The organism is Pseudomonas sp. WMBT8, from assembly GCF_050916005.1.
Taxonomy (GTDB): domain Bacteria; phylum Pseudomonadota; class Gammaproteobacteria; order Pseudomonadales; family Pseudomonadaceae; genus Aquipseudomonas.
The window spans coordinates 2,223,267-2,246,118 of record NZ_CP188096.1; the positions used below are offsets into that span (position 1 = coordinate 2,223,267).

Here is a 22,852-nt window from a genome sequence, read left to right on the forward strand (position 1 = left end):
ATCACAAGCAAAGCGAGGCGGCCTGACAGCCGACCTGATCATCGAAGCGTGCACGTACCCCTGTAGGAGCGGGCTTGCCCGCGATGACGGCAGGTCTGCCAACAGATTCATCGACTGATACACCGCCATCGCAGGCAAGCCCGCTCCTACAGGGGAATGCAGCTTCGCGCTCTGGCTCTGCTGTTGCACTGCTTTTGATCTGGCTTTTGATCTTAGGCGCCCCGTCAAACCACGATGGCCGCAGGCAGGTATTGCGCAGTGGGCACCCCGGCAGGATGCCGGGGTAGCCGCGACACGGCCAGGGATGGCCGATCGCGGCGGGCCCACGGAGCAATGCCTGACTGCGGGCATGCCGAGCCTAGGCGAGGCACCGAGTGGTGGGGCAAAAGCGCTTTGGTTACTTTCGCGCTTTTCGAAAGTGACCCGCCGTAAGGGCGGAACCAATAGCCGCCGTGACCGCAGCAACGGATATGTACACCCCCCCAAAAGAGCGAGCTGCCTAGAGACTCATGCCCCAAGCAGGCAATCCAGCCCCCCCATCAGACTGGCTATCAACCCAAGTCTTTCGGCGCCTGCAAGTGCTGGGTCGGGAATGCCTGGGCGTACACCTGGCACACCCGCAACACCTGCTCATCGGCAAACCGCGCACCCACCACATGCAAGCCCACCGGCAATCCATTGGCCGCCAACCCGCACGGCACCGAGGCCGCCGGCTGCTGGGTGAGGTTGAACGGATAGCTGAACGGCGTCCACTCCATCCATTCGCCCAGCCCAGAGCCCGGTGGCACGTTATGCCCGGCGTCAAAAGCGGTGATCGGCAGCATCGGCGAGACCAGTAGGTCGTAGTGCTCATGGAACGCCGCCATGCGCGCCACCAATGCCGCCCGGGCTTCCAGGGCCGCGTTGAAGTCGCCCAGGCTGAGGCGTTCGCCCTGTTGCGCAATGCGCAGCAGGCCGGGGTCGAGCAGGTCGCACTGGGCGCCGCTAAACTGCCCGGTCAGGCGCGCCGCGCCGGCGAACCACAGGGTGTTGAACACCTCCAGCGGGTCGCTGAACCCCGGGTCGATCTGTTCCACATGCGCCCCGAGTTGCACCAGGCCCGCGACTGCCTGCGCGACCACCTTGGCCACCTGCGGGTCGACGTCCACGTAGCCAAAATCAGGGCTGTAGGCGATGCGCAGGCCCTTGAGGTCCGTGCCCGGCGTGAGCCATGGCGTGTTGCGCGGCGCGCCGATCAGGCCGTCACGGGCGTCCGGTTGGGCCACGGTTTGTAGCATCAGCACGGCATCTTCCACGGTGCGGGTCATCGGGCCCAGGTGCGAGAGGATCGTCATCGAGCTGGCCGGCCATTGCGGCACGTAGCCAAAGGTCGGCTTGATCCCGAAGGTGCCGGTAAAGGCGCAGGGAATGCGGATCGAGCCGCCGGCATCGCTGCCCTGGTGCAATACGCCAAGGTTCAGCGCCGCCGCCGCGCCCGCGCCGCCGGACGAACCACCGGCCGTGGTGCGCGTGTCCCAGGGGTTGCGGGTGATGCCGTACAGCGGGTTGTCGGTCACGCCTTTCCAGCCGAATTCCGGGGTGGTGGTCTTGCCCAGCAACACTGCACCGGCCTTGCGCATAAACGCCGAAAAAGGCGCATCGACGTCCCACGGCCCGGTGGCGGATGAGGTGCGTGAGCCCTTGCGCGTGGGCATGCCTGCCGTCAGGGTCAAATCCTTGATCGACGCTGGCACCCCGTCCAGCGCACCGCAGGGTTGGCCCTTGAACCAGCGCTGTTCCGAGGCCCGTGCGGCGTTCAAGGCGCCCTCGGGGTCGACGTGGCAGTACGCGTTGACCACCGGGTTGTAGCGCTCGATACGCAGCAACGTGTCTTCGGTCACTTCCACCGGCGACAGGCTTTTATCGCGGTAGCGTGCCAGCAGTTGCACGGCCGTCAGGTTGGCGATATCAGTCATGCTGCGGGACCTCCCTGGGCTGCATTGACCATGGCCCGCAGCAAGACCGCGCAGCCGGCGGCCAAATCATCCGGCGCGGCATTTTCGATTTCGTTGTGGCTGATGCCGCCTTCGCACGGCACAAAAATCATCCCGGCCGGGCCCAGTTCAGCGACAAAAATTGCGTCGTGCCCGGCGCCGCTGACAATGTCCATGTGGCTCAGGCCCAGCACCTGGGCGGCATCGCGCACGGCGTTGACGCAGGTGGGATGAAAGTCCAGCGGCGGGAAGTCGGCGGTGGGCGTCAGTTCATAGCTCAAGCCATGCTGCTGGGCTGTGGCCTCGATCACCTGGCGCACTTCATCGACCATGGCCTGCAGCTTGTCGGCATGCAGGTGGCGCAGGTCGATGGTCATCTGCACTTGGCCTGGGATCACGTTGCGCGAGCCCGGATGCAGGGTCAGGCAGCCGACCGTGCCGCAGGCGTGAGGTTGCTGTTGATGGGCAATGCGGTTGACCGCGCTGACCACCTGCGCGGCACCCACCAAAGCATCCTTGCGCAGGCGCATGGGCGTGGGGCCGGCGTGGGCCTCGACGCCGGTGAACGTCAGGTCGAACCACTTCTGGCCCAGGCAGCCCATGACCACGCCAAGGGTGATGGCCTGATCTTCCAGCACCGGGCCCTGCTCGATATGCGCCTCGAAATAGGCGCCCACCGGGTGCCCGAGTACCGCGCGCGGGCCGGCGTAGCCAATGCGCTGCAACTCGGCGCCCACCGACAGGCCTTGCTCGTCCTGTTTGTCGAGGGTCTCCTGCAGGTCGAATTTGCCGGCAAACACTCCCGAACCCATCATGCACGGCGGGAAGCGCGAGCCTTCTTCGTTGGTCCACACCACCACTTCAATCGGCGCTTGGGTCTGGATCTGCAAGTCATTCAGGGTGCGGATCACTTCCAGGCCGGCCATCACCCCATAGCAGCCGTCGAACTTGCCGCCGGTGGGCTGGGTGTCGATATGGCTGCCGGTCATCACCGGTGGCAGGTCCGGGTTAAGTCCGGCGCGGCGGGCAAAAATATTGCCGATCGCATCCACAGTGACGCTGCACCCGGCCGCCGTACACCACTGCACAAACAGGTCGCGGGCCTGGCGGTCGAGGTCGGTCAGGGCCAGGCGGCACACGCCGCCCTTGGCCGTGGCGCCGAGTTGGGCCAGGTCCATCAGCGACTGCCACAGGCGGTCGCGGTTGATCAGCGGGGCGTTGCTCTTGAGCGGTTGCGCAAAACTATTCATCAGCAGTCTCCGGTCAGGCACTCAGGGCCAGGTAGCGGTTCTTGATCGTCGGGTCGGCGCGAAAGGCCTCGGCGCTGCCTTCGTAGACCACGCGGCCCTGTTCGAGCACGTAGTGGCGGTCGGCAAGCTTGTCGCAGACCAACAGGTTCTGCTCCACCAGCAACACCGGCAGGCCGTCCTCCTTGATCTTGCGCAGGATCTTCACCAGTTCGTCGACGATCACCGGGGCCAGGCCTTCGGTGGGTTCGTCGAGGATCAGCAGCTTGGGATCGTTGAGCAGGGCGCGGGCGATGGCCAGCATCTGTTGTTCGCCCCCGGACAACGCATGGCCGGCGTTTTTGCGCCGCTCCTTGAGGCGCGGGAACATCGCGTACACGTCCTCCATTTGCCAACGGCTGGTCTTGCGCACGGCGATGCGCAGGTTTTCTTCCACCGTGAGCAGGCGGAAGATCCCGCGGTTCTCCGGCACCAGCGCTAATCCCTGGCGGGCAATTTCAAAGATTTTCTGCCCCACCAGCGGTTTGCCGTTGAAGTGAATCTGCCCCTGGCGCGGGCAGATAATCCCCAGGATGCTGCGCAGGGTGGTGGTCTTGCCGGCGCCGTTACGGCCGAGCAGGGTCACCAGTTCGCCGGGGTTGACGGTCAGGGACACGCCCTCCAGGACGTGGCTCTTGTCGTAGTAGGAATGGATATTGTCGACGGTCAGCATCAGGCGGCCTCTCCCAGGTAAGCAGTGCGTACGCGCTCGTCGGCGCGCACGAACTCCGGCGTGCCTTCGACCAGGATCTGCCCGTGGCTCATCACGGTGATGCGTTGGCTGATGGACATGACGATGCTCATGTTGTGCTCGATCAGCAGCACCGTATGGTCACGGCCCAGGTCGCTGATCAGTTGGGTCATGATCGGGATGTCATCGATGCCCATGCCCGACGTGGGCTCGTCGAGCATCAACAGCTTGGGCTTGGAGCAGATCGACATGCCCACCTCCAGCACTCGTTGCTGGCCGTGGGACAGTTCACCGGCCAGGGTCTCGGCGCGGGCGGTGAGTTGCAGGCGCTCCAGGACCTGGTCGGCCATCTCCAGGTGTTCGCGCTGGCTATCCACCCGCCGCCAGAAGTTCAGGGCCCGTGCGCCGTCACGGCCCTGGGCGGCCAGGCGCAGGTTTTCGCGCACGCTGAGGTTCTGGAACAGGCTGGTGAGCTGGAACGAACGGGCCATGCCCAGGCCCACACGGCCGTGGGCCGGTTTGCGCATCAGGTTCTGGCCGTCGAAGTGGATTGCGCCTGCGGTGGCCTGGCGCTCGCCGGTCAGGCAGTGAAACAGGCTGGTCTTGCCGGCACCGTTGGGGCCGATGATGGTGTGGATAGTACCGGCCTCGACCTTGAGATTGACGCCGTTGACGGCATGGAAGGCGCCGTAGGCCAGTTCCAGGTCTTTGGTTTCCAACAGGATGCTCATAGCAGCTCCTCCTTGGTCACGGCGGCGGCCTTGCGGCTGCCACGCACACGTTCGAACAGCGCCGACAGGCCGCCCCACAAGCCACCGCGCATAAAGATCACCACCAGGATCAAGATCACCCCCAGCAGCATCAGCCAGCGTGGCCACAGGTCGGAGAGAAAGTCCCCCAGCAGCACAATGGAGCCGGCGCCCAGCAATGAGCCGAACAGCGAGCCGGTGCCGCCGACGATGGTCATGATCAGGATGTTCTCCGACATCACCAGGTCGATATTGGACAGCGGCACAAAGTGCAGGAGCATGGCGTACAGCGCCCCGGCAATCCCGGTGACCGCGCCAGACAGCACAAACACCAGGATCTTGAAGTGGCGCGTGTCGTAGCCGATGGCCGAGGCGCGGGTTTCGTTTTCGCGGATCGCCATCAGCGTGCTGCCGAACGGTGACGCGATGACCCGGCGTGCGCCGATAAAGATCAGCAGGAACAGCACCGCGACAAAGCCATAGAACACCCGGGCGTCGGCCAGGGACAGCAGCACCGTGTCACCGATGCGGATTTGCGGGCGTGGCACACTGAGCAGGCCGTTGTCGCCGCCGGTCCAGTCGCTCAGGGTGTAGGCCAGGAAGTAGGCCATCTGGCTGAAGGCCAAGGTCAGCATCACGAAGTAGATGCCGGTGCGGCGGATCGCCAGGGCGCCCACCAGGAAGGCCAGGAACCCGCCGACCAGGGCCGCGCCGAGCAGCGCGCTGAACAGGCCCAGTTGCAGGTGGATCATCAGCAAGGCGGCGCAATAGGCACCGGCGCCGAAGAAGATGCCTTGGCCGAACGACAGCAGCCCGGTGTAGCCCAGCAACAGGTTGCAGGCCAGGGCGGCGAGGGCAAAGATCAAGATCTCGGTGGCCAGGGTCGCCGAGGGCAGGATCAACGGCAGGCCGATCAACACCGCCAGCACCCACAGCAACATGGCCCTGGATTGGGTCTTGGCGAACGGCAGGGGGTTTTTCTCACTCATCTCAAGCTCTCCCGAACAGGCCATAAGGGCGTACCAGAATCACCACGGCCATGGCGCCGTAGATCATCAGGCTCGCGCCTTGGGGCCACAGGGTGGTCATCAGGCTCTGCACCACGCCCACCAGCAGGCCGCCCACCAGGGCGCCGCCGAACGAACCCATGCCGCCGATCACCACCACCACGAAGGCGATGCCGAGGATCTCCGGGCCGACAAAGGGCTGGGCACCGCGCAACGGGGCAAACAGCACCCCGGCGATCCCGGCCAGGGCCACGCCAAGGGCGAAGGTCATGGAGAACAGGCGGAAAATATTGGTGCCCAGCAGGGATACCGTCTCGGTGCTTTCACTGCCGGCCCGCACCAGGGCGCCAAAGCGCGTGCGCTCCAGCAGCAGCCACAGGCCCAGGCCCACCAGCCCCGAGAACACAATCAAAAACAGGCGGTAGTAGGGGTACACGAAGTCGCCGACCACCAGTACCCCGCGCAGCAGTTCCGGCACGGCGACGCTCTTGCCCACCGGGCCCCAGATCATCACGCTGGCTTCCTGGATGATCAACGCAATGCCCAGGGTCACGAGGATCTGGAACATGTGCGGCAGGTGGTAGATGCGCTGGATCAATAATCGCTCGATCAGCCACGCCAGCGCGGCCACCACCAGCGGCGCGATCAGCAGGGCCAGCCAGAAGCTTTCGGTGAGGCTGACGACGGTGTAGCAGATGTACGCGCCCAGCAAAAAGAACGCGCCGTGGGCGAAGTTGACGAAGTTCAGCAGGCCGAAAATGATCGTCAGCCCGACCGCAATCAGAAAGTAGATCATCCCCAGGCCCAGGCCGTTGAGAATCTGGAACAGGTAAAGATTGAGCATGCAGGAATCCTCCAACAGGCGGCCGCGGTCAACGGCCCTGTCGTGTGTTACCGGTGAAAGTGGGCGGATCAGCCGAGCTTGCAGCCCGTGGCTTCTACCGGTGGGAACGACTGGCCGGCGCTGAGGACTTTGGCCAGGTCATCCTTGTCGGCCATGTCGCCCGTGGCCTTGCCCACCAGCAGGTAGTAATCCTTGATCACCTGGTGGTCGCCGGCGCGGATCGTTTCCTTGCCGGTCGGGCCGTCGTAGCTCAGGCCCTGCATGGCCTTGGCCACGGTGGGGCCGTCGAAGCTGCCGGTGGCCTTGATGGTGTCGAGCATGACCTTGGTGCTGATGTAGTCGGCGGCCAGCGGGTAGGTGGGGTTGATCCCGTACTTGGCCTGGGTCAGCTTGACCAGTTCGCGGTTGAGCGGGGTGTCGACCTGGTGCCAGTACTGCGCGCCGAGGTACACGCCTTCGAGCACATCGCTGCCCAGTTCCTGGAACTGGTCGAGGCCTGCGGACCACACCAGCAGCACTTTCATGCGCTCCTTGATACCGAAGTTGACGGCCTGGCGCAGGGTGTTGGAGGACTGGCTGCCGAAATTCAGCAACACCAGCACATCGGGCCGGGCGGCGATGGCGTTGGTCAGGTAGCCGGAAAATTCCTGTTCCTGCAATGAGTGATAGCTGTTGCCCACGTGCTCCAGGCCGCTTTCGGCCAGCACGCTCTTGGCGCCTTCGAGCAACGCTTCGCCGAACACGTATTGGGGGGTGATGGTGTACCAGCGCTTGGCCTCGGGCAGCAGCTTGATCAGCGGCACCAGGGTTTCGCGGATCGCGCCATAGGTGGGCACCGACCAGCGGAAGGTCGCGCCGTTGCAGTCCTTGCCGGTGACTTCATCGGCGCCTACCGGGGTCATGAACACCCCGCCAACCTTATCGACTTCCTTGGCCACCGCCAGCGCCGAGGACGACAGGGTGCAGCCCTGGAAGAACCGCGCGCCGTCCTGGCCAATCGCCTCCTGGACCTTGCGCACCGCCTTGCCGGCGTTGCCTTCGGTGTCGATCACCTTGTAGTTCAGTGGGCGCCCGAGGAGCTCGGGGTACTGCGCCACGGCCAGGCGTGAACCCATGTCGGCAAACTTGCCATAGCTGGCAAAGGCGCCAGACATGGACTTGAGGCCGTAAAAGGTAAACGGTTCGGCGGCGAATGCCCCGCGCACGCTCAGCGGAAGGCTGAGCGCGGCGGCGGCGGTGAGGCTGGCTTTCAACAACGTACGACGCTGCATGGGGTGACTCCCTGGTTTAGTTATTGGCAGGAGTGGCAATGGCGATACGGTGGAGCACGGCCTGTGGGCAGGCCTTTTTTATTGAAGTCAAACACGGTCGAAACTGTAGGAGCTGGCTTGCCTGCGATAGCGGTTGATCAGTTGAGAAAATTTGCCTGACCGACCGCTATCGCAGGCAAGCCAGCTCCTACAGGGATTTGTGGTGTGTTCAGGAGTGGTCGAACTCCAGCAAAAAATGCGGGCTGACCTGGCCTTCCAGCGCGGTCATGTGGTGTTCGGCGTCGCACATGTGTTCATGCATCAGGCTGCGCACGGCCGCTTCATCGTTGGCACGAAACGCACTCAACAGTTGCTTGTGATAGTCCAGGTTGGCCGCGTCGAACTGCTTGCGCTTGGGCTTGTAGGCCTTTTTCAGCACCACCAGGTCGCGCAGCAGGTCGTTGAGGAACTGCGCCATGAAACTCAGCAGCGGGTTGGGGCAGGCCCTGGCCAGCAAATTGTGGAACTCCAGTTCCGCCAGGCGTTGCTCACGCTGGCCGGCTTCGCTGTCTTCCGGGGCGCTGCAAAAGTCCACGTTGTCTTGCAGGGCGCGATAGTCGTCTTCGCTCAGGCGCCCCAGCACCGACACGGCCAGCTCCACCTCGATCACCTTGCGCAACTGGTACACCTGCTCGCCATCCAGGTGCTGGAAGTGCAGGTAGTTGCGCAAGGCACGGCTGGCCGGCTCCGTGCCGGCCTGGTTCAGGTACGCGCCACCGGTTGGGCCGGTGCGGGTGCTGACCAGGCCTTCGACCTCCAGGGCCTTGAGCGCTTCGCGGGCCGAGCCCTTGGAGCACTGGAAGCTCTCCATCAGCTCGCGCTCGGTGGGCAAGCGGTCGCCGGGCTTCAAGGCATCGGTGACGATCGAGCGCTTGACCGACTCGACAATCACATCGGAAAGCTTCTGGCGTTTGCGTCGCAGGGGGCGGCTGAGCATGGTTTTCTATTTATCGTATTAATGCGGATAAATAGCACTTAATAGGGGTTGGGACGGGGCGTCAACGGCGGGGGTCGTTTTCAGGTAAAACAGGTCGTAAACCACCTTTGGACTAGCAGGCCAACTCAAATCAACGGTGGGAGCTGGCTTGCCTGCGATAGCGGTTTATCAACTGAGAAAATATTGCCTGAGCCACTGTTATCGCAGGCAAGCCAGCTCCTACAGTTGAGTTGTGGAGTTAGGCAGATTGAGCCTGGCGCAGTAATTGCGTGCCTTGGTGCTCCAGTCTTTGTGCAGGAGCACCCGAGCATGCAATTACGAGCCTTGCGGTATTTTCACGAGGTGGCGCGCTGCGCCTCGTTGCGTAAGGCGGCCGAGCGTTTGTACGTCACGCCCACTGCCGTCAGCCGGCAGATCGAACACCTGGAACACTTCTTTGGCGCCGCGCTGATTGAGCGCGGCCCGCGCGGTATCCGCCTGACGGTAGAGGGCGAGTGCCTGGCCGAGCAGGTCACCAGTACCCTGCGCGGCCTCGATCAGGTGCGCGATGTGATCGCCAGCCGGCAAAGCCAGGTGGCGGGTAACATCAGCATTCATGTGTCAGAAAGTATCGTTTCCACGGTACTGGCGCCGGTACTCGCGGCGTTCTACCGGGCGCACCCCAAGGTCACGTTCAATATCGTGATCGCCAGCGCCTCGGCCACTCTGGATGCACTGTGCAGTGGCGAGGCCGACCTGGGCCTGGCGTTCTATCTGCAGGAGCGGGCCGATGTGGAAGTCACCGCGCAATGCGAGTTGTGGCACCGCGTACTGGTCAGCGCCGAACACCCGTTTGCCCAGCGCGACAGCATTGAGTTGCGCGAGCTTGAAGGCCAGCCCCTGGCCATTCCCGACTCGGCGTACGGCGTGCGCCAGGCCTTGGAGGCGGCGGCGAAAAAGCGTGGGGTGACGATCCAGCCGGTGTTTACCACCAGCTCCCTGGAAGTGCAGAAAAGCCTGGCCCGGCAACGGGCGGCGGTCTTGATCCTGCCCCAGGTGGATGCCGATTCCCGCGACCTGGGTGATGGCCTGGTGGCGGTGCCGATTGCCGATGAGCACCTGGGGCGGATTCGCATTGACCTGTGCGGCTACCGCAACCGACCGCGCTCGGTGGCGGTCCTCAAATGCCAGGACATGCTGGCCAGCGCCATGCAGCGTTGCGCGCTGGTGGATTAATCGGCCAGGCAACGGGTCGACGACGGCGGCTGTCTGCCCTGGGCCAGGTAGATGCCGGCCCAGCGGTTCACGCACTGGCTGGCATCGGTGGTGGTGCTCTGTAGATAGGGGCCCTTGAGCCGTAGGGTGGCGGGCAGTGTGTCGGATGCCTGGGCGGTGCTTGCGTCGGGCTCGATCAGCACCATGCGCTCGACACGGTCGGCAAACAATTGGGCGTACTCGGCACCCAACAGATTGCCCTGGGCGATGCCCAGGAAGCTGACGCGTTGCTCCCCCAGTTGCTGGCGCACGAACTCCATGTCCCACGCCGATTGTTCATTGGCCACGCCCTTGCGCGGGCTTAGTTCAACGACGTCGTAGAGGCGCGTCAGCGTGCGGTATGCCTCGGTGTTGTAGTACTTCCAGACGGTTGCCAGATGCACCGCGAACACCCCATGCAAATTTGCCTGGGCCGTGGCCGGTCGCGCGAAGATCACGCCCCGGCGCTCCAGGGGCTGCTGGGCACCGACCCGGGTGAGGGTCAGGCGGTAGGTGCGTGCGTCGGGGGCCTGGTGGTCCAGCGGCACGGTGACGATGCCGCACTGGGTACGCGCCACCACCTCCTGGTCAAGCGCCCGCCCGGGCAGGCGCGGGCAATCCACCAACCATTCGATACCGGGCGCCGCGGCATGGCCGGGAGAACTCAAGAGCATCATCCATCCACTGATGAGGCAAAGCGCTGCTGCTTTCAAAGGTTTCATCCGCGTTCCTGGGTAACCGTCCATAGGGAACAGGCTTTTTACCAAGGGCGGCGGCGAGCCAATGCCGGAGCAGTCGCATGTAGGGTGTAAGAATTCTGAATTTTACCCGTCGGCAACTGCTGATGCCGACGGGCGGGTGTCAGAACAGGTTGATGGGGAAATTGCCGACGATCCTGAATTCGTCATAGCTGCCGTCAATCTGCCCGCCACTGGCGCGGTGGTTGTAGACGATGGTGCGCAGGACCGAGTTTTTCAACTTCCCCGATTGCACCACATACGCCAGCATCAAGCCGTTTTCGTTGTGCTTGGCGTTGTCCAGCCCGCGCACGTTGTAGCCGGTGTTGTGGCCGTTGCGATCACCCTCGTAGTGCGTGCCGTCGATGCCCCAGCCCTTGGCGTGCCACAGGCTGGCGGTCAGGCCGGGCACGCCGTAGGCGGCCAGGTCAAGGTCGTAGCGCAGTTGCCAGGATTTTTCGTTGGGGCCGTTGTAGTCCGAGTACAGCGAGTTGGCCATGTAGTTGCCGGTGGACTCCCACACATAGTCGAAGTACTCGTTGCCGAACACCTGTTGCCAGGCCAGGGTCAGGCTGTGGGCCTGGTGGTTGGCAGTCACGGCCAGGCTGGCGGCGTCGTTGTCGATGTAGCCCAGGCGCTGCTGGCCGGAGTCCTCGGTGTGGTAGTAGTGCAGGGCGGTCTTGAGGGCGAGCGTGTTTTTGTCGCCGATGCGATGGGTCAGCCCCAGGTAGTACTGGTCCCACATGTCCTCGAAGCGCGAGCCGTAGAGGCTGGCTTCCAGGCCGTAGCCCGGCTTGAGCGTGGCCCCCAGGTAACTGATGCGCGCGCCGCTGTAGGCGCGGTTGCCGAAGGTGGTGGTCAGGCGCTCGGCGCCGGTGCCGGTGCGCGGGATGGCCCGGTCGAAACTGCCGCCCTGGATCGACAGCCAGTCCAGTTCATTGCTGTACAGGCCCACGCCCTGGAAGCTGGAGGGCAGGGCGCGGTTGTCCTTGTAGCGCAGGATCGGGTTGTCGGTCATCAGGCGCCCGGCCTTGAGCTCGGTATTGGACAGGCGCAACCGCACATCGCCCACCCCCAGCCGGCTCCAGGTCGGGATCGCATCGCCGTCGCTGTCCACCAGCACGCGGTCGCCGCCATTGGCCACCTTGCCATGCCCGCGCTGCAGGTTGACCGCACTGAATACGCCGATATCCACCCCCACGCCAATCACACCCTGGGTGTAGCCGGAGCTGTATTTGAGCATGGCGGTCTGCACCCAGGTTTCGCGCACGCGGGTGCGTTCGATGCCACCGGGTTTCTTGATGCTCAGGTAGGTGCTGCGCTGGGTGTGCTGGTTGGAATAGTAGTGACGCAGGTTCAGGTCCAGGCTGCTGCCCTCGATAAAGCCCGGAGCGCTGGCCTGGGCGTTTTCTTGCGCATAAGCCTGGGTGCCGGTCGCCAGGGTGGCGGCCAGGAAAAGACGTGGATACATGGTTCATCCCCACACAAAGAAGAAACTGTAGGAGCGAGCTTGCTCGCGAAAAGCCGGAGACCGCCGCGTGCATCCAGAATGCGCGCGTTATCGTTGACGGTCTTCGCGAGCAAGCTCGCTCCTACATGAAGGGTGCATACGCGCTGTTCAGCGAACCGGGGCTTCTGTGAGCCGGGTTTCGCGGGCCGGGGTGCCGGGCAGCACGGGCCGGGTTTCCTTGGCGAACCAGGCAGCGGTGAGGCACACCAGGTTGGCGATCAGCAGGTACCACACCGGTGACATCGGGTCGCCTGTGGTGCCGATCAACCAGGTGATGATGATCTGCGCAGTGCCGCCAAACGCCGCCACACCAAACGCGTAGACGATGGAGAAACCGGTGGAGCGCACGGATTTGGGGAAGCTCTCCACCAACAACACGATCAACGCCGCGCCGCTCATGCCATGCAGGCCCGAGAGCACTGCCAGGGTCAGGAGGAAGGTCGACGGGCTGGGGTGTTCGGTCATCAATTGCAAGGCCGGGAACAGGATCAGCAACAGCACCACCCGGGGCGTCATCAGGATCACCCGGCGCCCGAAACGGTCGCACAACATGCCGCCGGCCACCGCGCACACTGCCATGGCCGCGCCGGCCACCAGGGTCGAGAGCATGGAAATACTGGTGGGCAACTTCAGCTCTGTCAGGGCAAAGGTGGTCATGTAGTTGAGGAAGTACTGGGTGATGGTGCTGCCCGAGAGGATCAGCAAACCCAGGACCAGCGCGCGCCGATGCTTGCCGCAGACTTCGCGCACCAGATCGCCGGTGCTGGTGGTTTCGCCCTGGCCGTGGAAGGTCTCGGCCAGGTTACGGCGGATATAGATCCCAATCGGCAACACCAGCAGGCCAAACACGAACGGCACGCGCCAGCCCCAGCTGTTGAGGTCTTCGGGGGACATCACTTTGGTCAGGGTATAACCCACCAGCCCTGCGGCCATGGCGGCGACACCCTGGGCCACCACTTGCCAACAGGCATAGGTGCCGCGTTTGTGCGCTGGCGCGGCTTCCAGGATATAGGTGGTGGCGGGGCCGGCTTCACCGCCCCAGGCCAGGCCCTGGATCATGCGGGTGACCACCAGCAGGATCGGCGCGGCAATCCCGATGGTCTCGTAGCCGGGCAATATCGCAATACTGCCGGTGCCCACCGCCATCATCACCAGGGTCAGCAACATCGCCGGCTTGCGCCCGACGCGGTCGGCGTAGGCGCCAATCAGCACCGCACCCAGGGGCCGGACGATAAAGCCGATGCCAAAGGCGGTGACCGAGAGCATCAAGCTGACGAAGGCGCTGTCGGACGGGAAAAACGTGTGGCCGATCATCACCGCGAAGGTCGCGTAGACCCCAAAGTCGAAAAACTCCACGGCATTGCCCAGCACCACGGCGAAGATGCTCTTGCGGCCGGCGTCCGGTGATGGCGTTTCGGGTGTGTGCTCGGGACCCTCGCGAGTCAATTGTTCAGTGTGCATACCAGCCCCTCGGTTTTAGTTATAGGTCGCCCAGGCCCCGGCCTTGTGGCCAGGGAGCGGGCGTGTGGGTGGGCAGTTCAGTTACAGCGTCAAGGTCAGTTCGGGTTCGGCCATTGGTGGATTGCGCCACGCCAGCTCTCATAGGTTTTTGCGATTTGCAGCAGCCAGATATCGGCAAAGCGGGGGGCGATCATCTGCAGGCCGATGGGCATGCCATCGGCGGCGAAACCACAGTTGATCGACAGCGCCGGTTGCTCGCCCATGTTCCAGGGCACGGTGAACACGATGTGTTCGAACGGCAATTGCGGGTCATTGCTCGGCGATGGCCATTGGGCGGGGAACGCGTTGACCTGGTTGGTGGGCGACAGGATCAGGTCCAGGTCGCTGAAGGCCTGGGCGGCGCGGCGGCGCATCTCGAAGGTCTGGTTGAACCCCTGCACCGCCTGTACGCCGCTGATGTCGGCACCAGGGGCGGCCCAGTCGCGGATGTACGGTAAGACTTTATCGAACTGCTCGCTGCTCAAGGCCGACAAGTCGCCCCATTGCCGGGCGCGCCAGAACTGGTCGAGGCCGTCGAGCTGGGCGCGGTCCATGATCGGCGGGATCAGCGTGACCCTGGCGCCATGGGCTTCGAACAGGCGTGCGGCGTGCTCCACCGCCTCACACACGAAACCTTCCGGTTGCAGGCCGGCACCTGGCTCGAGCATCAGCCCGACCCGCAGGCCCCTGACCGACAGCGGCTGGTTGCTCCACTCGCTGGTGAGCGGCGGCAGGCTGGTGGCGTCGCGGGTATCGGGGCGGGCCAGGTGCTGCATCATCAAGACGCAGTCGTCCACCGTGCGGGTCATGGGCCCGGCGGTGCGGCCGGTGTAGTACGGGTCGATCGGGATGCGCCCCAGGGTCGGCTTGAACCCCACCAGGCCACACCAGGCGGCGGGCAGGCGCACCGAGCCGCCGATATCGGTGCCGATATGCAACGGCCCGTAACCGGCGGCGGCCGCCGCGCCAGCCCCCGAGCTGGAACCGCCGGTGTTGTTGGCAGTGTTCCACGGGTTGCGGGTGATGCCATGGAAGCTCGACAGGCCGGAGGAGAGCATGCCGAAATCCGGGACAGTGGTCTTGGCCAGCACAATCGCCCCGGCTTCGCGCATCCGCGCGGCGGGCGGGGCGTCCCTGAGGGCCGGGGTCAGGCGGGTGGCGGCGCTGCCGAGGGGAATCGGCGTGCCTTCGGTGGCTATCAGTTCCTTGATGGTCACGGGCACACCATCGAGCACGCCGTTGGGCTGGCCTTTGTTCCAGCGCTCGGTGGCGGCCTGGGCTTGCCGGCGTACCTGCTGTGGATCGAAGGCGTACAGCGCGCGGATCTGCGGCTCCCAGCGGTCGATATGGCCCAGCAGGTGGTCGTAGTAGTCGATGGGGGAGAGTTGGCGGCTGGCGAACTGCGCCAGCAATTGCGTGGCCGTGAGGTCGTGAAGATCGGTCATTGAGCGCTTCCTGGTGATGGGCCCTGGGGCTCATGGCGGGTGGCTGTTGGACCCGACTATATAAACCCTGGGCAGCAGCGACCATCACATTCGAAGCGGTGCAGTGTTGCGTTTTTGTGTGCACTCAATTGTCACGACTCTGGGCGCCGGCAAGCCCTAATACCAGTCAGTCAAGCGCAGATCCCCTGTGGGAGCGGGCTTGCTCGCGAAAGCGGCGGTTCGGCCACTATTTGTGGCGGCTGGTATACCGCCATCGCAGGCAAGCCAGCTCCTACCTTTGATTTGTGGTGTGGCCCAAACTACTGCCCCGACGCACATCCCCTGTGGGAGCGGGCTTGCCCGCGATAGCGGCGGTTCAGCCACTATTTTTGGCGGCTGGTATACCGTCATCGCAGGCAAGCCAGCTCCCACCTTTGATTTGTGGTGTGGCCCAAACTACTGCCCCGACGCACATCCCCTGTGGGAGCGGGCTTGCCCGCGATAGCGGCGGTTCGGCCACTATTTGTGGCGGCTGGTATACCGTCATCGCAGGCAAGCCAGCTCCTACCTTTGATTTGTGGTGTGGCCCAAACTACTGCCCCGACGCACATCCCCTGTGGGAGCGGGCTTGCCCGCGATAGCGGCGGTTCGGCCACTATTTGTGGCGGCTGGTATACCGTCATCGCAGGCAAGCCAGCTCCTACCTTTGATTTGTGGTGTGGCCCAAACTACTGCCCCGACGCACATCCCCTGTGGGAGCGGGCTTGCTCGCGAAAGCGGCGGTTCAGCCACTGTTTTTGGCGGCTGGTATACCGCCATCGCAGGCAAGCCAGCTCCTACCTTTGATTTGTGGTGTGGCCCAAGCTTTTGCCCCGACGCACATCCCCTGTGGGAGCGGGCTTGCTCGCGAAAGCGGTAGTTCGGCCATTATTTTTGGCGGCTGGTATACCGCCATCGCAGGCAAGCCAGCTCCTACCTTTGATTTGTGGTGTGGCCCAAGCTTTTGCCCCGACGCAGATCCCTTGTGGGAGCGGGCTTGCTCGCGAAAGCGGTGGGTCAGTCAACATCAATGTTTGCTGGGCCGACGTCTTCGCGAGCAAGCCCGCTCCCACATTTGATCTTCACTGCGTTGAGCATTGCGTTCGCTTGACTGATCGGCATTACGGCAAGCCCGCTCCCACACTGGATCAGCGCAACAATTGCTCGATGGCGTTGCATACCCGTGGATCATCACAATGCGCCACATTGAAGCGCATAAAATCATGCAGCCCCGGCTCATACCCAAACAGTGCCCCCGGCGCGAACACCATGCCGCGCTTGAGCCCGGCCTCGGCCAGTTGTTCACCCTTGACCCCGGCCGGCAGGCGCGCCCAGATAAACATCCCCGCTTCATACCCCATGGGCAGCTCACAGCCACAGCGGCGCAACCACTGTTCTACCCGGGCACCGGCTTCCAGCAGGCGCTGGACCATGCGCTTGCGGTGCCGCGCATAGCTGCCTTCGCTGAGCAGGCGGTAGACCAGTTGCTCGAACAACTCCGAGGTCACGCCGCCGCTCATCAACTTCATGTTGGTCAGGTTGGCCGCCAATTGCGGCGCCGCCACCACATAGCTGACCCGGGTATTGGCGCTGAGGGTTTTCGAGAAGCCCGACAGATAGGTCACCTGCTCCAGCCCGGCGAGTGCCGCCAGGCGGGGCGGCGGGTTGGGGTGCAGGTCGCCGTAGAGGTCGTCCTCGATGATATGGCAGTGATACTGGCGCATCAGTTGCAGCAGCCCAAAGGCCTGGGCCGCGCTGAAGGAATGGCCGGTGGGGTTGTGCAGGATGCTGGTGGTCACATACAGGCTGGGCCGTTCCTCGCTGAGCAACTGCTCCAGGGCCGCCAGGTCGAAACCATCCGGGCCGCGCGGCAGTGTCACCACCTTGACCCCATGCAACGCCAGGTTGGCGTGGAAGTTGAAATAGCACGGCGCATCCAGCAGCACCGTGTCACCGGGGCGGGCCAGCAGGCGCATCAACATGTCCAGGCCTTGCAGGGTACTGGGGGTGGTGATGATCTGTTCCACCGGCACCGCCAGCCCATCGCCCAGGAGTTTTTGTTGCAGGGCCTGGCGCAGCGGCAGGAAACCCGCCGGCGTGCCCATGCCGGCAACCCGCAGGGACGGGGCCCGTACCACACTGCGCAGGGCCTGGCGCATGGTCTCGGAATCGAGCCAGTCTTCGGGCAAGTGGCCGCCACCGGGGCGCAGTTCGCCCTGGCCGGTCAGCATCGGCCGGCGCAGCACACTGAGCAAATCCTGGGGCAGCAGGTCCACCCAGTTGCTGGACGATGGCTGCGTCTGGCGCTGGGCCACAAAGTGCCCGCGGCCCTGGCGCGAGGTCAGCAGGTGTTGGCCGCGCAGGCGGTCCAGGGCTTCATTGACGGTGAATTTTCCGACACCCAACTGTTGCCCCAGCTCACGCACCGACGGCAGTTTGCTGCCAGCGGCCAATTCGCCTTGTTCGATGGCACGGGCGAACGCCTCGACGATCTGCTGGACCTTGGGGGCGCGCTCATGAAAGTGGATCTGCGGAAGGGCCATCGCGATGTCCTGAAGTTTTCCGGTCACTTTACCGGTAAAGCCTGCATGAATAACCGCCGAGTTTACCTGCCCGGCGCCGGATCTGCGCCCTAGACTGCGCAACATTCCTTGCCGCCGTGAAATTACCCACCATGGTCACTGCCCTTACGCTGTCTTCGTTCCTGTATTTCCTGGTGTTGTGCAGCACCCTGGCCTTCAGCCCCGGCCCCATGACCCTGCTGCTGCTGAGCCTGGGGCTCAAGGACGGCCTGCGCCACTCCTTGCCGGCACAGTTCGGGGCCAGTGTGTCGTACCTGATTTCGATCCTGATCTTTGCCGTGGGCTTTTCCGAGCTGATCAAGGGCTACCCGCTGATTACCCAGGGCATCCAACTGGTGGGCGTGGCTTACATTCTGTACCTGGCCTACAAACAGTGGACCAGCAGCGGCGTGCAGATCAACACCAGCGGGCAAGGGCCAGAGACACCCCGTGGCCTGTTCGGCAAGGGCTTGCTGACCGGCCTGTCCAACCCCAAGGCGATCATTCTGTTCAGCGCAGTGTTCCCGCAGTTTGCCGCCGTGGGGCAGGACAGCGCCGCCGGCGACATCGCGATCCTCGGCCTGACCTTCCTGGTCCTGCAGTTCGCCAGCGGCTGCCTGTATTGCTACTTCGGCCAGCGCATCAAGCATGTGCTCGAGTCGCCGCGCAAGCGTGTGCTGTTGCAGAAGGTCACGGCGGTGTTGCTGCTGGCCGTGGCGATGTTACTGGCCCGTGGATTCTCCAGCTAGGCGCCTGGCGTCAAGGGTTTGGCAAGGTGATGGGCGCCTGGGATAACCCTCTGAGCGGTAGTGGCTATTTGCCGGTCCCCTGATAGACTTCCAGCATTCATCCAGGATCAGCCAGATCATGCCAGCCGCAGGAGGAAAAGGACTTCCGCTCGCCAGACGCCTGTACAAATCGCGGACCCTGGGGCTCACGCTCGGTTTCGTCTGTGTATTGGCCGGCATGTACCCGCTGGATCCGCCAGGCTGGGTCTGGGCCTGGATGCTGCTCAACGCCTTCGCCTGGCCGCACCTGGCCTACCAACTGGCACGCCGCGCCGAAAACTCCCTGCGCGCCGAACGCCGTCATCTATTGGTGGACTCTTTTTGTGGCGGCTTCTGGGTCGGTGCCATGCACTTCAACCCGCTGCCCAGCGTCACCACGCTGTCGATGATGACCATGAACAACGTCGCCATCGGTGGGCTGCGGTTCATGTTGATGGGCTGGGTGGCCCAGGCACTGGGCATCGGGGTGGCGCTGCTGCTGTTCGCCCCGGCTTACATCGCCCTGACCACGCCCGCCCAGCTTTACGCCTGCTTGCCGATCCTGATGCTCTATCCGCTGGCCCTGGGCTGGATCTGTTATCGCCAGGCCATCACGCTGGCCCGGCACAAGCGTGAACTACTGGCCCTGAGCCGCACCGACAGCCTGTCCGGCCTACTCAACCATGGCGCCTGGAAAGACCACCTGGAAATCGAGTTCGAACGCTGCCGGGGCGGCCAGCAGGGCGCTGCGATTGCCCTGATCGATATCGACCATTTCAAGATCATCAACGACACCTACGGTCACGTCACCGGCGACATCGTGCTGCGCCAACTGAGTAAGATCCTGCGCCAGAACCTGCGCGCCACCGACCTGGCCGGGCGCTACGGCGGCGACGAATTCTGCGTGATCCTGCCGGACATGCCCCTGGGCCACGCCACCGAAGTGATGGACGCACTACGCGACCGCTTCAGCTCCCTGGGCTACGCCCAGGATCCGACCTTGCGCGCCAGCCTGAGCATTGGCCTGGCGCCGTATCAAGCGTCCCACGGTGATGCGACCAGTTGGTTGAATGATGCCGACCAGGCGTTGTATGAGGCCAAGAGTAGCGGGCGCAATCGGGTGCGTTCGGTGCAGGGCGGGTGGGTGCGGTCGGTTTGAACTGCCGGAACTGAATCCGCGCTCAGCGCGCCAGCGGCGGCCCGCCCGCACCCAGGGGTTTTTATGATGTGTGCAGGGTTGTCGTGCGCCCCAACACCAAACTGCACAGCGCCGGCAAGAACAGCAGCGTCAATAACGTCCCCACCAACACCCCGCCAATCAGCACATACGCCAGGGACGACCAGAACACCGACAAGGTCAGCGGAATAAACGCCAACGCTGCCGCCAGCGCGGTCAAGATCACCGGCCGCGCGCGGCGTACGGTGGCTTCGACGATCGCTTCGCCACTCGCCATGCCCTGTTCCTGGTTCTGGCGGATCTGGTCGGTGAAGATCAGGGTGTTGCGCATCAGGATCCCGCCAATCCCGATCAGGCCCAGGATCGCATTGAAGCCAAACGGCTGGTTGAACAGCAGCAAGGTCGGCACCGCGCCGATCAAGCCCAGCGGGGCGGTGGCGAAGACCATCAACATCACGCCGAACGAGCGCACCTGGAACATGATCACCGTGAGGGTCAGCAGGATCATGATCGGGAACAGTGCCGCCAGGGCCACGTTGGCCTTGGCGCTTTCTTCCACCGGGCCACCGATGTCCAGGCGATACCCGGCCGGTAGCCGCGCGATCAGGGGTTGCAGGTCTTTGTAGACCGCCATCTCCACGTCGGGCGGTTGCACGCCGTCGATGATGTCGGCGCGCACTTCGACGGTGCTCGCGCGGTTGCGACGCTTGAGGATCGGCTCTTCCATCACCGCCTGGAAATGCCCGACCTGGGCCAGGGGCACCGACACCCCGGCGCTGTTGGTCAGGGTCATGTTGTCGAGGTTGCCGAGGTCTTCACGCTGGCTGCCCTGGGCGCGGGCCACCACCGACACGGTGCGGTTGCCTTCGCGCACTTCAGTGATGGGGTTGCCGCTGAGCAGGGCGTTGAGCTGGGATTTCACTTCGTTGGGGGTGAAACCCAGCAGGCGCAGGCGATCCTGGTCCAGCACCAGGCGATAACCGCTGCTGCGCTCGCCCCAATCGAGGAACGCGTCCTTGGTCAGGCGGTTGGCGGCAACCACCTGGCGTACTTCCTCGGACAGGCTGCGCAACACGTTCACGTCGGGGCCAGACACGCGAAACACCACCGGGAAGGGCACCGGCGGGCCGAACAGCAATTGCGTGACCCGCACCCGCGCGGCGGGGAATTCGCCGCTGGCGATACGCTCGCGCATACGCAGTTTCAAGGCGTCCCGGGCATGGGCGTCGGGGGTTTGTACGATCAGCTTGGCGAACGCCGGGTCGGGTAACTCGGGGTTCAGCGACAGGAAAAACCGTGGTGCACCGCCGCCCACATAGGTATCGACCATGCGGGTCTGCGGCTCTTGCAGCAGCGCCTTTTCCAACTGCGCCGCCACCGCCTCGGTGCTTTTGAAGGCACTGCCCGGCGGCATATACACCTCCAGAATCAGCTCGGAGCGGTCGGAGTTGGGGAAGAACTGCTTCTTCACCACGCCCAGGCCCAAGCCGCACAGTACAAAGGCCGACACCACCAGCCCGGTCACCAGCCAGCGCCGGCGCACGCAGGTTTGCACCAGGTGGCGCAGTTTCTGGTACCAGGGGCCGGCGTAAATCGCGTCGTGGCCGCCGGGCACCGGCTTGATATTGGGCAGCAGCTTGACCCCCAGGTACGGGGTAAACACCACCGCCACCAACCAGGAGGCGATCAGGGCAAAACCGACGATCCAGAAGATATTGCCGGCATACTCGCCCGCGCCCGAACGGGCAAAACCCACCGGCAGAAAGCCGATGATCGTCACCAGGGTACCGGTCAGCATCGGTGCGGCGGTGGAGCTCCAGGCGAAGGTGGCAGCATGGATGCGGTCGAAACCTTCTTCGAGTTTGACCACCATCATCTCAATGGCAATGATCGCGTCGTCCACCAGCAGGCCCAGGGAAATGATCAGCGCACCGAGGGTGATGCGGTCAAATTCGCGGCCGGTCAGCAGCATGATCACAAACACCATGGACAGGGTCAGCGGCACGGCTGCCGCCACCACCAAACCGACACGAAAGCCCAGGGCCAGCAGGCTGATGACCATCACCACGGCCAGGGCGACGAAGAATTTGAGCATGAACTCATTGACCGCCAGGCTGATGTTTTTCGCCTGGTCGGAGACTTTTGCGAAGTTGACACCCAAGGGCAGGTCCGCCTGGATTTTGCCCTCCTGGGCCTTGAGGCTCTTGTCCAGGTCCAGGCCGTTCCAGTGTTTCTCCATGATGATGCCCAGCATCAAGGCCGGGTCGCCCTGGTGCCGGATACGGTAGCTGGGCGGGTCTTCATAGCCACGGCTGACGGTGGCGACATCGGCGATGCGCAACACTTTGCCGTCCACCGGCAGCGGCACGTTCTCGATCAGCGCCAGGCTGTCGAAGGCGCCGTCGATACGGATATAGGCGCGGGGGCCGGCGGTTTCGACAAACCCCGACGGCGCCACGGCGTTTTGTGCGGCGAGGGCGGTGAAGATCTGCTCGGGCTTGATCCCCAGGGTCGCCAGGCGCTCATAGGAAAACTCGACAAACACCCGCTGCGCCTGTTCGCCGAGAATATTGACCTTCTTCACCCCTGGCAGCCTGAGGAAGTCCTGGCGCATCGTTTCGGCCATCTGCACCTGCTGGCGATGGGGCAGGTGTTCGGCTTCCAGGGCGTACAGGGCGAAGTACACATCGGAATATTCATCGTTGAAGAACGGCCCGATCACGCCCTTGGGCAGTTTGGCAGCCTCGTCGCTGAGTTTTTTGCGGGTCTGGTAGAACAGGTCCTGGATTTCATTGGGGCGCGTGGACTCGAGGAAGGTCATGCGCATCGACACAAACCCCGGTTGGGCGATGGTTTCCACACGATCGTAGTAGTCCAGCTCCTGCAGGCGCTTTTCCAGGCGGTCGGCCACTTGTTCCTGCATCTCCTGGGCCGTGGCGCCGGGCCAGGCGGCGGTGATGGTCATGACCTTGACGGTGAACAACGGGTCTTCGGCGCGCCCCAGCTTGGCGAAGGAAAATATCCCCGCGGCGAGGATCGCCAGGATCAGGAACAACGTGACGGCGCGGTATTTGACCGCCAGGGCGGAAAGGTTGAGGCCATGCATG

At 63.9% G+C, this 22,852-nt stretch carries 17 protein-coding genes and 1 pseudogene; 3 read left to right on the forward strand and 15 right to left on the reverse strand.

Features of this window, described 5'->3' with window-relative positions; all coding sequences use genetic code 11:
• Positions 1 to 551: 551 nt before the first annotated feature.
• From ACO77H_RS10375 to ACO77H_RS10410, 8 genes are all read right to left on the reverse strand, one after another.
• Positions 552 to 1,955, reverse strand: a complete 1,404-nt coding sequence (locus tag ACO77H_RS10375) for an amidase (protein WP_432755404.1) — start codon at positions 1,953 to 1,955, stop codon at positions 552 to 554.
• On the reverse strand, positions 1,952 to 3,223 hold the full coding sequence (locus ACO77H_RS10380) for a Zn-dependent hydrolase (RefSeq protein ID WP_169956858.1): 1,272 nt from the start codon (positions 3,221 to 3,223) through the stop codon (positions 1,952 to 1,954). Before ACO77H_RS10380 ends, ACO77H_RS10375 begins: the two co-directional genes overlap by 4 nt.
• Before the next feature lie 13 nt (positions 3,224 to 3,236).
• A complete protein-coding gene (locus ACO77H_RS10385) occupies positions 3,237 to 3,932 on the reverse strand; it encodes an ABC transporter ATP-binding protein (protein ID WP_169956857.1) in 696 nt (231 codons plus the stop codon).
• Positions 3,932 to 4,681, reverse strand: coding sequence for an ABC transporter ATP-binding protein (locus ACO77H_RS10390; RefSeq protein WP_169956856.1), 750 nt, complete (start codon positions 4,679 to 4,681; stop codon positions 3,932 to 3,934). The genes ACO77H_RS10385 and ACO77H_RS10390 overlap by 1 nt, the downstream gene beginning before the upstream one ends.
• Complete coding sequence (locus ACO77H_RS10395; RefSeq protein WP_432755405.1) at positions 4,678 to 5,688, reverse strand: branched-chain amino acid ABC transporter permease; 1,011 nt, start codon at positions 5,686 to 5,688, stop codon at positions 4,678 to 4,680. The genes ACO77H_RS10390 and ACO77H_RS10395 overlap by 4 nt, the downstream gene beginning before the upstream one ends.
• A 1-nt stretch (position 5,689) precedes the next feature.
• Complete coding sequence (locus ACO77H_RS10400; RefSeq protein ID WP_169956854.1) at positions 5,690 to 6,550, reverse strand: branched-chain amino acid ABC transporter permease; 861 nt, start codon at positions 6,548 to 6,550, stop codon at positions 5,690 to 5,692.
• Between the two features lie 68 nt (positions 6,551 to 6,618).
• Positions 6,619 to 7,821, reverse strand: a complete 1,203-nt coding sequence (locus ACO77H_RS10405; RefSeq protein WP_169956852.1) for an ABC transporter substrate-binding protein — start codon at positions 7,819 to 7,821, stop codon at positions 6,619 to 6,621.
• Positions 7,822 to 8,029: 208 nt separating this feature from the next.
• Positions 8,030 to 8,797: a FadR/GntR family transcriptional regulator gene (locus tag ACO77H_RS10410; RefSeq protein WP_057441603.1), complete on the reverse strand. Its 768-nt coding sequence runs from the start codon at positions 8,795 to 8,797 to the stop codon at positions 8,030 to 8,032.
• A 309-nt stretch (positions 8,798 to 9,106) separates the two neighbouring features.
• Here ACO77H_RS10410 and ACO77H_RS10415 point away from each other — a divergent pair, with 309 nt between their 5' ends.
• Positions 9,107 to 10,012 carry a LysR family transcriptional regulator gene (locus ACO77H_RS10415; RefSeq protein WP_432755406.1) on the forward strand — a complete coding sequence of 302 codons (906 nt, stop codon included), beginning with the start codon at positions 9,107 to 9,109 and terminating at the stop codon, positions 10,010 to 10,012.
• On the opposite strand, the gene ACO77H_RS10420 is transcribed toward ACO77H_RS10415, so the two are convergent.
• From ACO77H_RS10420 to ACO77H_RS10445, 6 genes and pseudogenes are all read right to left on the reverse strand, one after another.
• Entirely contained in the window at positions 10,009 to 10,704 is a 696-nt protein-coding gene (locus ACO77H_RS10420; protein ID WP_169956850.1) for an alpha/beta fold hydrolase, read from the reverse strand. The genes ACO77H_RS10415 and ACO77H_RS10420 overlap by 4 nt on opposite strands.
• A 187-nt stretch (positions 10,705 to 10,891) precedes the next feature.
• The gene (locus ACO77H_RS10425; RefSeq protein WP_170043528.1) at positions 10,892 to 12,238 is read right to left on the reverse strand and encodes an OprD family outer membrane porin; all 1,347 of its coding nucleotides are present in this window, start codon (positions 12,236 to 12,238) and stop codon (positions 10,892 to 10,894) included.
• Between the two features lie 23 nt (positions 12,239 to 12,261).
• A pseudogene (locus tag ACO77H_RS10430) lies at positions 12,262 to 12,351 on the reverse strand (outer membrane lipoprotein carrier protein LolA); the annotation flags it as partial.
• A gap of 34 nt (positions 12,352 to 12,385) precedes the next feature.
• Positions 12,386 to 13,738, reverse strand: coding sequence for a citrate-proton symporter (locus tag ACO77H_RS10435; protein ID WP_262380942.1), 1,353 nt, complete (start codon positions 13,736 to 13,738; stop codon positions 12,386 to 12,388).
• Positions 13,739 to 13,833: 95 nt separating this feature from the next.
• Positions 13,834 to 15,222: an amidase gene (locus ACO77H_RS10440; RefSeq protein WP_432755407.1), complete on the reverse strand. Its 1,389-nt coding sequence runs from the start codon at positions 15,220 to 15,222 to the stop codon at positions 13,834 to 13,836.
• Between the two features lie 1,166 nt (positions 15,223 to 16,388).
• A complete protein-coding gene (locus tag ACO77H_RS10445) occupies positions 16,389 to 17,783 on the reverse strand; it encodes a PLP-dependent aminotransferase family protein (protein WP_432755408.1) in 1,395 nt (464 codons plus the stop codon).
• A 131-nt stretch (positions 17,784 to 17,914) separates the two neighbouring features.
• Here ACO77H_RS10445 and ACO77H_RS10450 point away from each other — a divergent pair, with 131 nt between their 5' ends.
• Positions 17,915 to 18,550 (forward strand): LysE family translocator, encoded by a 636-nt coding sequence (locus ACO77H_RS10450; RefSeq protein ID WP_169957171.1) that lies wholly within the window; start codon positions 17,915 to 17,917, stop codon positions 18,548 to 18,550.
• Between the two features lie 118 nt (positions 18,551 to 18,668).
• Positions 18,669 to 19,727: a diguanylate cyclase gene (locus ACO77H_RS10455; protein ID WP_169957172.1), complete on the forward strand. Its 1,059-nt coding sequence runs from the start codon at positions 18,669 to 18,671 to the stop codon at positions 19,725 to 19,727.
• Positions 19,728 to 19,788: 61 nt separating this feature from the next.
• On the opposite strand, the gene ACO77H_RS10460 is transcribed toward ACO77H_RS10455, so the two are convergent.
• The gene (locus ACO77H_RS10460) at positions 19,789 to 22,851 is read right to left on the reverse strand and encodes an efflux RND transporter permease subunit (protein WP_432755409.1); all 3,063 of its coding nucleotides are present in this window, start codon (positions 22,849 to 22,851) and stop codon (positions 19,789 to 19,791) included.
• Position 22,852: the final 1 nt, after the last annotated feature.

What these genes read in the sequence shown, in the direction of transcription:
- ACO77H_RS10440 (WP_432755407.1), bottom strand. Translation starts at nt 15,222, where the DNA reads ATGACCGATCTTCACGACCTCACGGCCACGCAATTGCTGGCGCAGTTC.
- ACO77H_RS10380 (WP_169956858.1), bottom strand. Translation starts at nt 3,223, where the DNA reads ATGAATAGTTTTGCGCAACCGCTCAAGAGCAACGCCCCGCTGATCAAC.
- ACO77H_RS10435 (WP_262380942.1), bottom strand. Translation starts at nt 13,738, where the DNA reads ATGCACACTGAACAATTGACTCGCGAGGGTCCCGAGCACACACCCGAA.
- ACO77H_RS10400 (WP_169956854.1), bottom strand. Translation starts at nt 6,550, where the DNA reads ATGCTCAATCTTTACCTGTTCCAGATTCTCAACGGCCTGGGCCTGGGG.
- ACO77H_RS10375 (WP_432755404.1), bottom strand. Translation starts at nt 1,955, where the DNA reads ATGACTGATATCGCCAACCTGACGGCCGTGCAACTGCTGGCACGCTAC.
- ACO77H_RS10410 (WP_057441603.1), bottom strand. Translation starts at nt 8,797, where the DNA reads ATGCTCAGCCGCCCCCTGCGACGCAAACGCCAGAAGCTTTCCGATGTG.
- ACO77H_RS10405 (WP_169956852.1), bottom strand. Translation starts at nt 7,821, where the DNA reads ATGCAGCGTCGTACGTTGTTGAAAGCCAGCCTCACCGCCGCCGCCGCG.
- ACO77H_RS10390 (WP_169956856.1), bottom strand. Translation starts at nt 4,681, where the DNA reads ATGAGCATCCTGTTGGAAACCAAAGACCTGGAACTGGCCTACGGCGCC.
- ACO77H_RS10415 (WP_432755406.1), top strand. Translation starts at nt 9,107, where the DNA reads ATGCAATTACGAGCCTTGCGGTATTTTCACGAGGTGGCGCGCTGCGCC.
- ACO77H_RS10420 (WP_169956850.1), bottom strand. Translation starts at nt 10,704, where the DNA reads ATGCTCTTGAGTTCTCCCGGCCATGCCGCGGCGCCCGGTATCGAATGG.
- ACO77H_RS10460 (WP_432755409.1), bottom strand. Translation starts at nt 22,851, where the DNA reads ATGCATGGCCTCAACCTTTCCGCCCTGGCGGTCAAATACCGCGCCGTC.
- ACO77H_RS10395 (WP_432755405.1), bottom strand. Translation starts at nt 5,688, where the DNA reads ATGAGTGAGAAAAACCCCCTGCCGTTCGCCAAGACCCAATCCAGGGCC.
- ACO77H_RS10385 (WP_169956857.1), bottom strand. Translation starts at nt 3,932, where the DNA reads ATGCTGACCGTCGACAATATCCATTCCTACTACGACAAGAGCCACGTC.
- ACO77H_RS10450 (WP_169957171.1), top strand. Translation starts at nt 17,915, where the DNA reads ATGGTCACTGCCCTTACGCTGTCTTCGTTCCTGTATTTCCTGGTGTTG.
- ACO77H_RS10455 (WP_169957172.1), top strand. Translation starts at nt 18,669, where the DNA reads ATGCCAGCCGCAGGAGGAAAAGGACTTCCGCTCGCCAGACGCCTGTAC.
- ACO77H_RS10425 (WP_170043528.1), bottom strand. Translation starts at nt 12,238, where the DNA reads ATGTATCCACGTCTTTTCCTGGCCGCCACCCTGGCGACCGGCACCCAG.
- ACO77H_RS10445 (WP_432755408.1), bottom strand. Translation starts at nt 17,783, where the DNA reads ATGGCCCTTCCGCAGATCCACTTTCATGAGCGCGCCCCCAAGGTCCAG.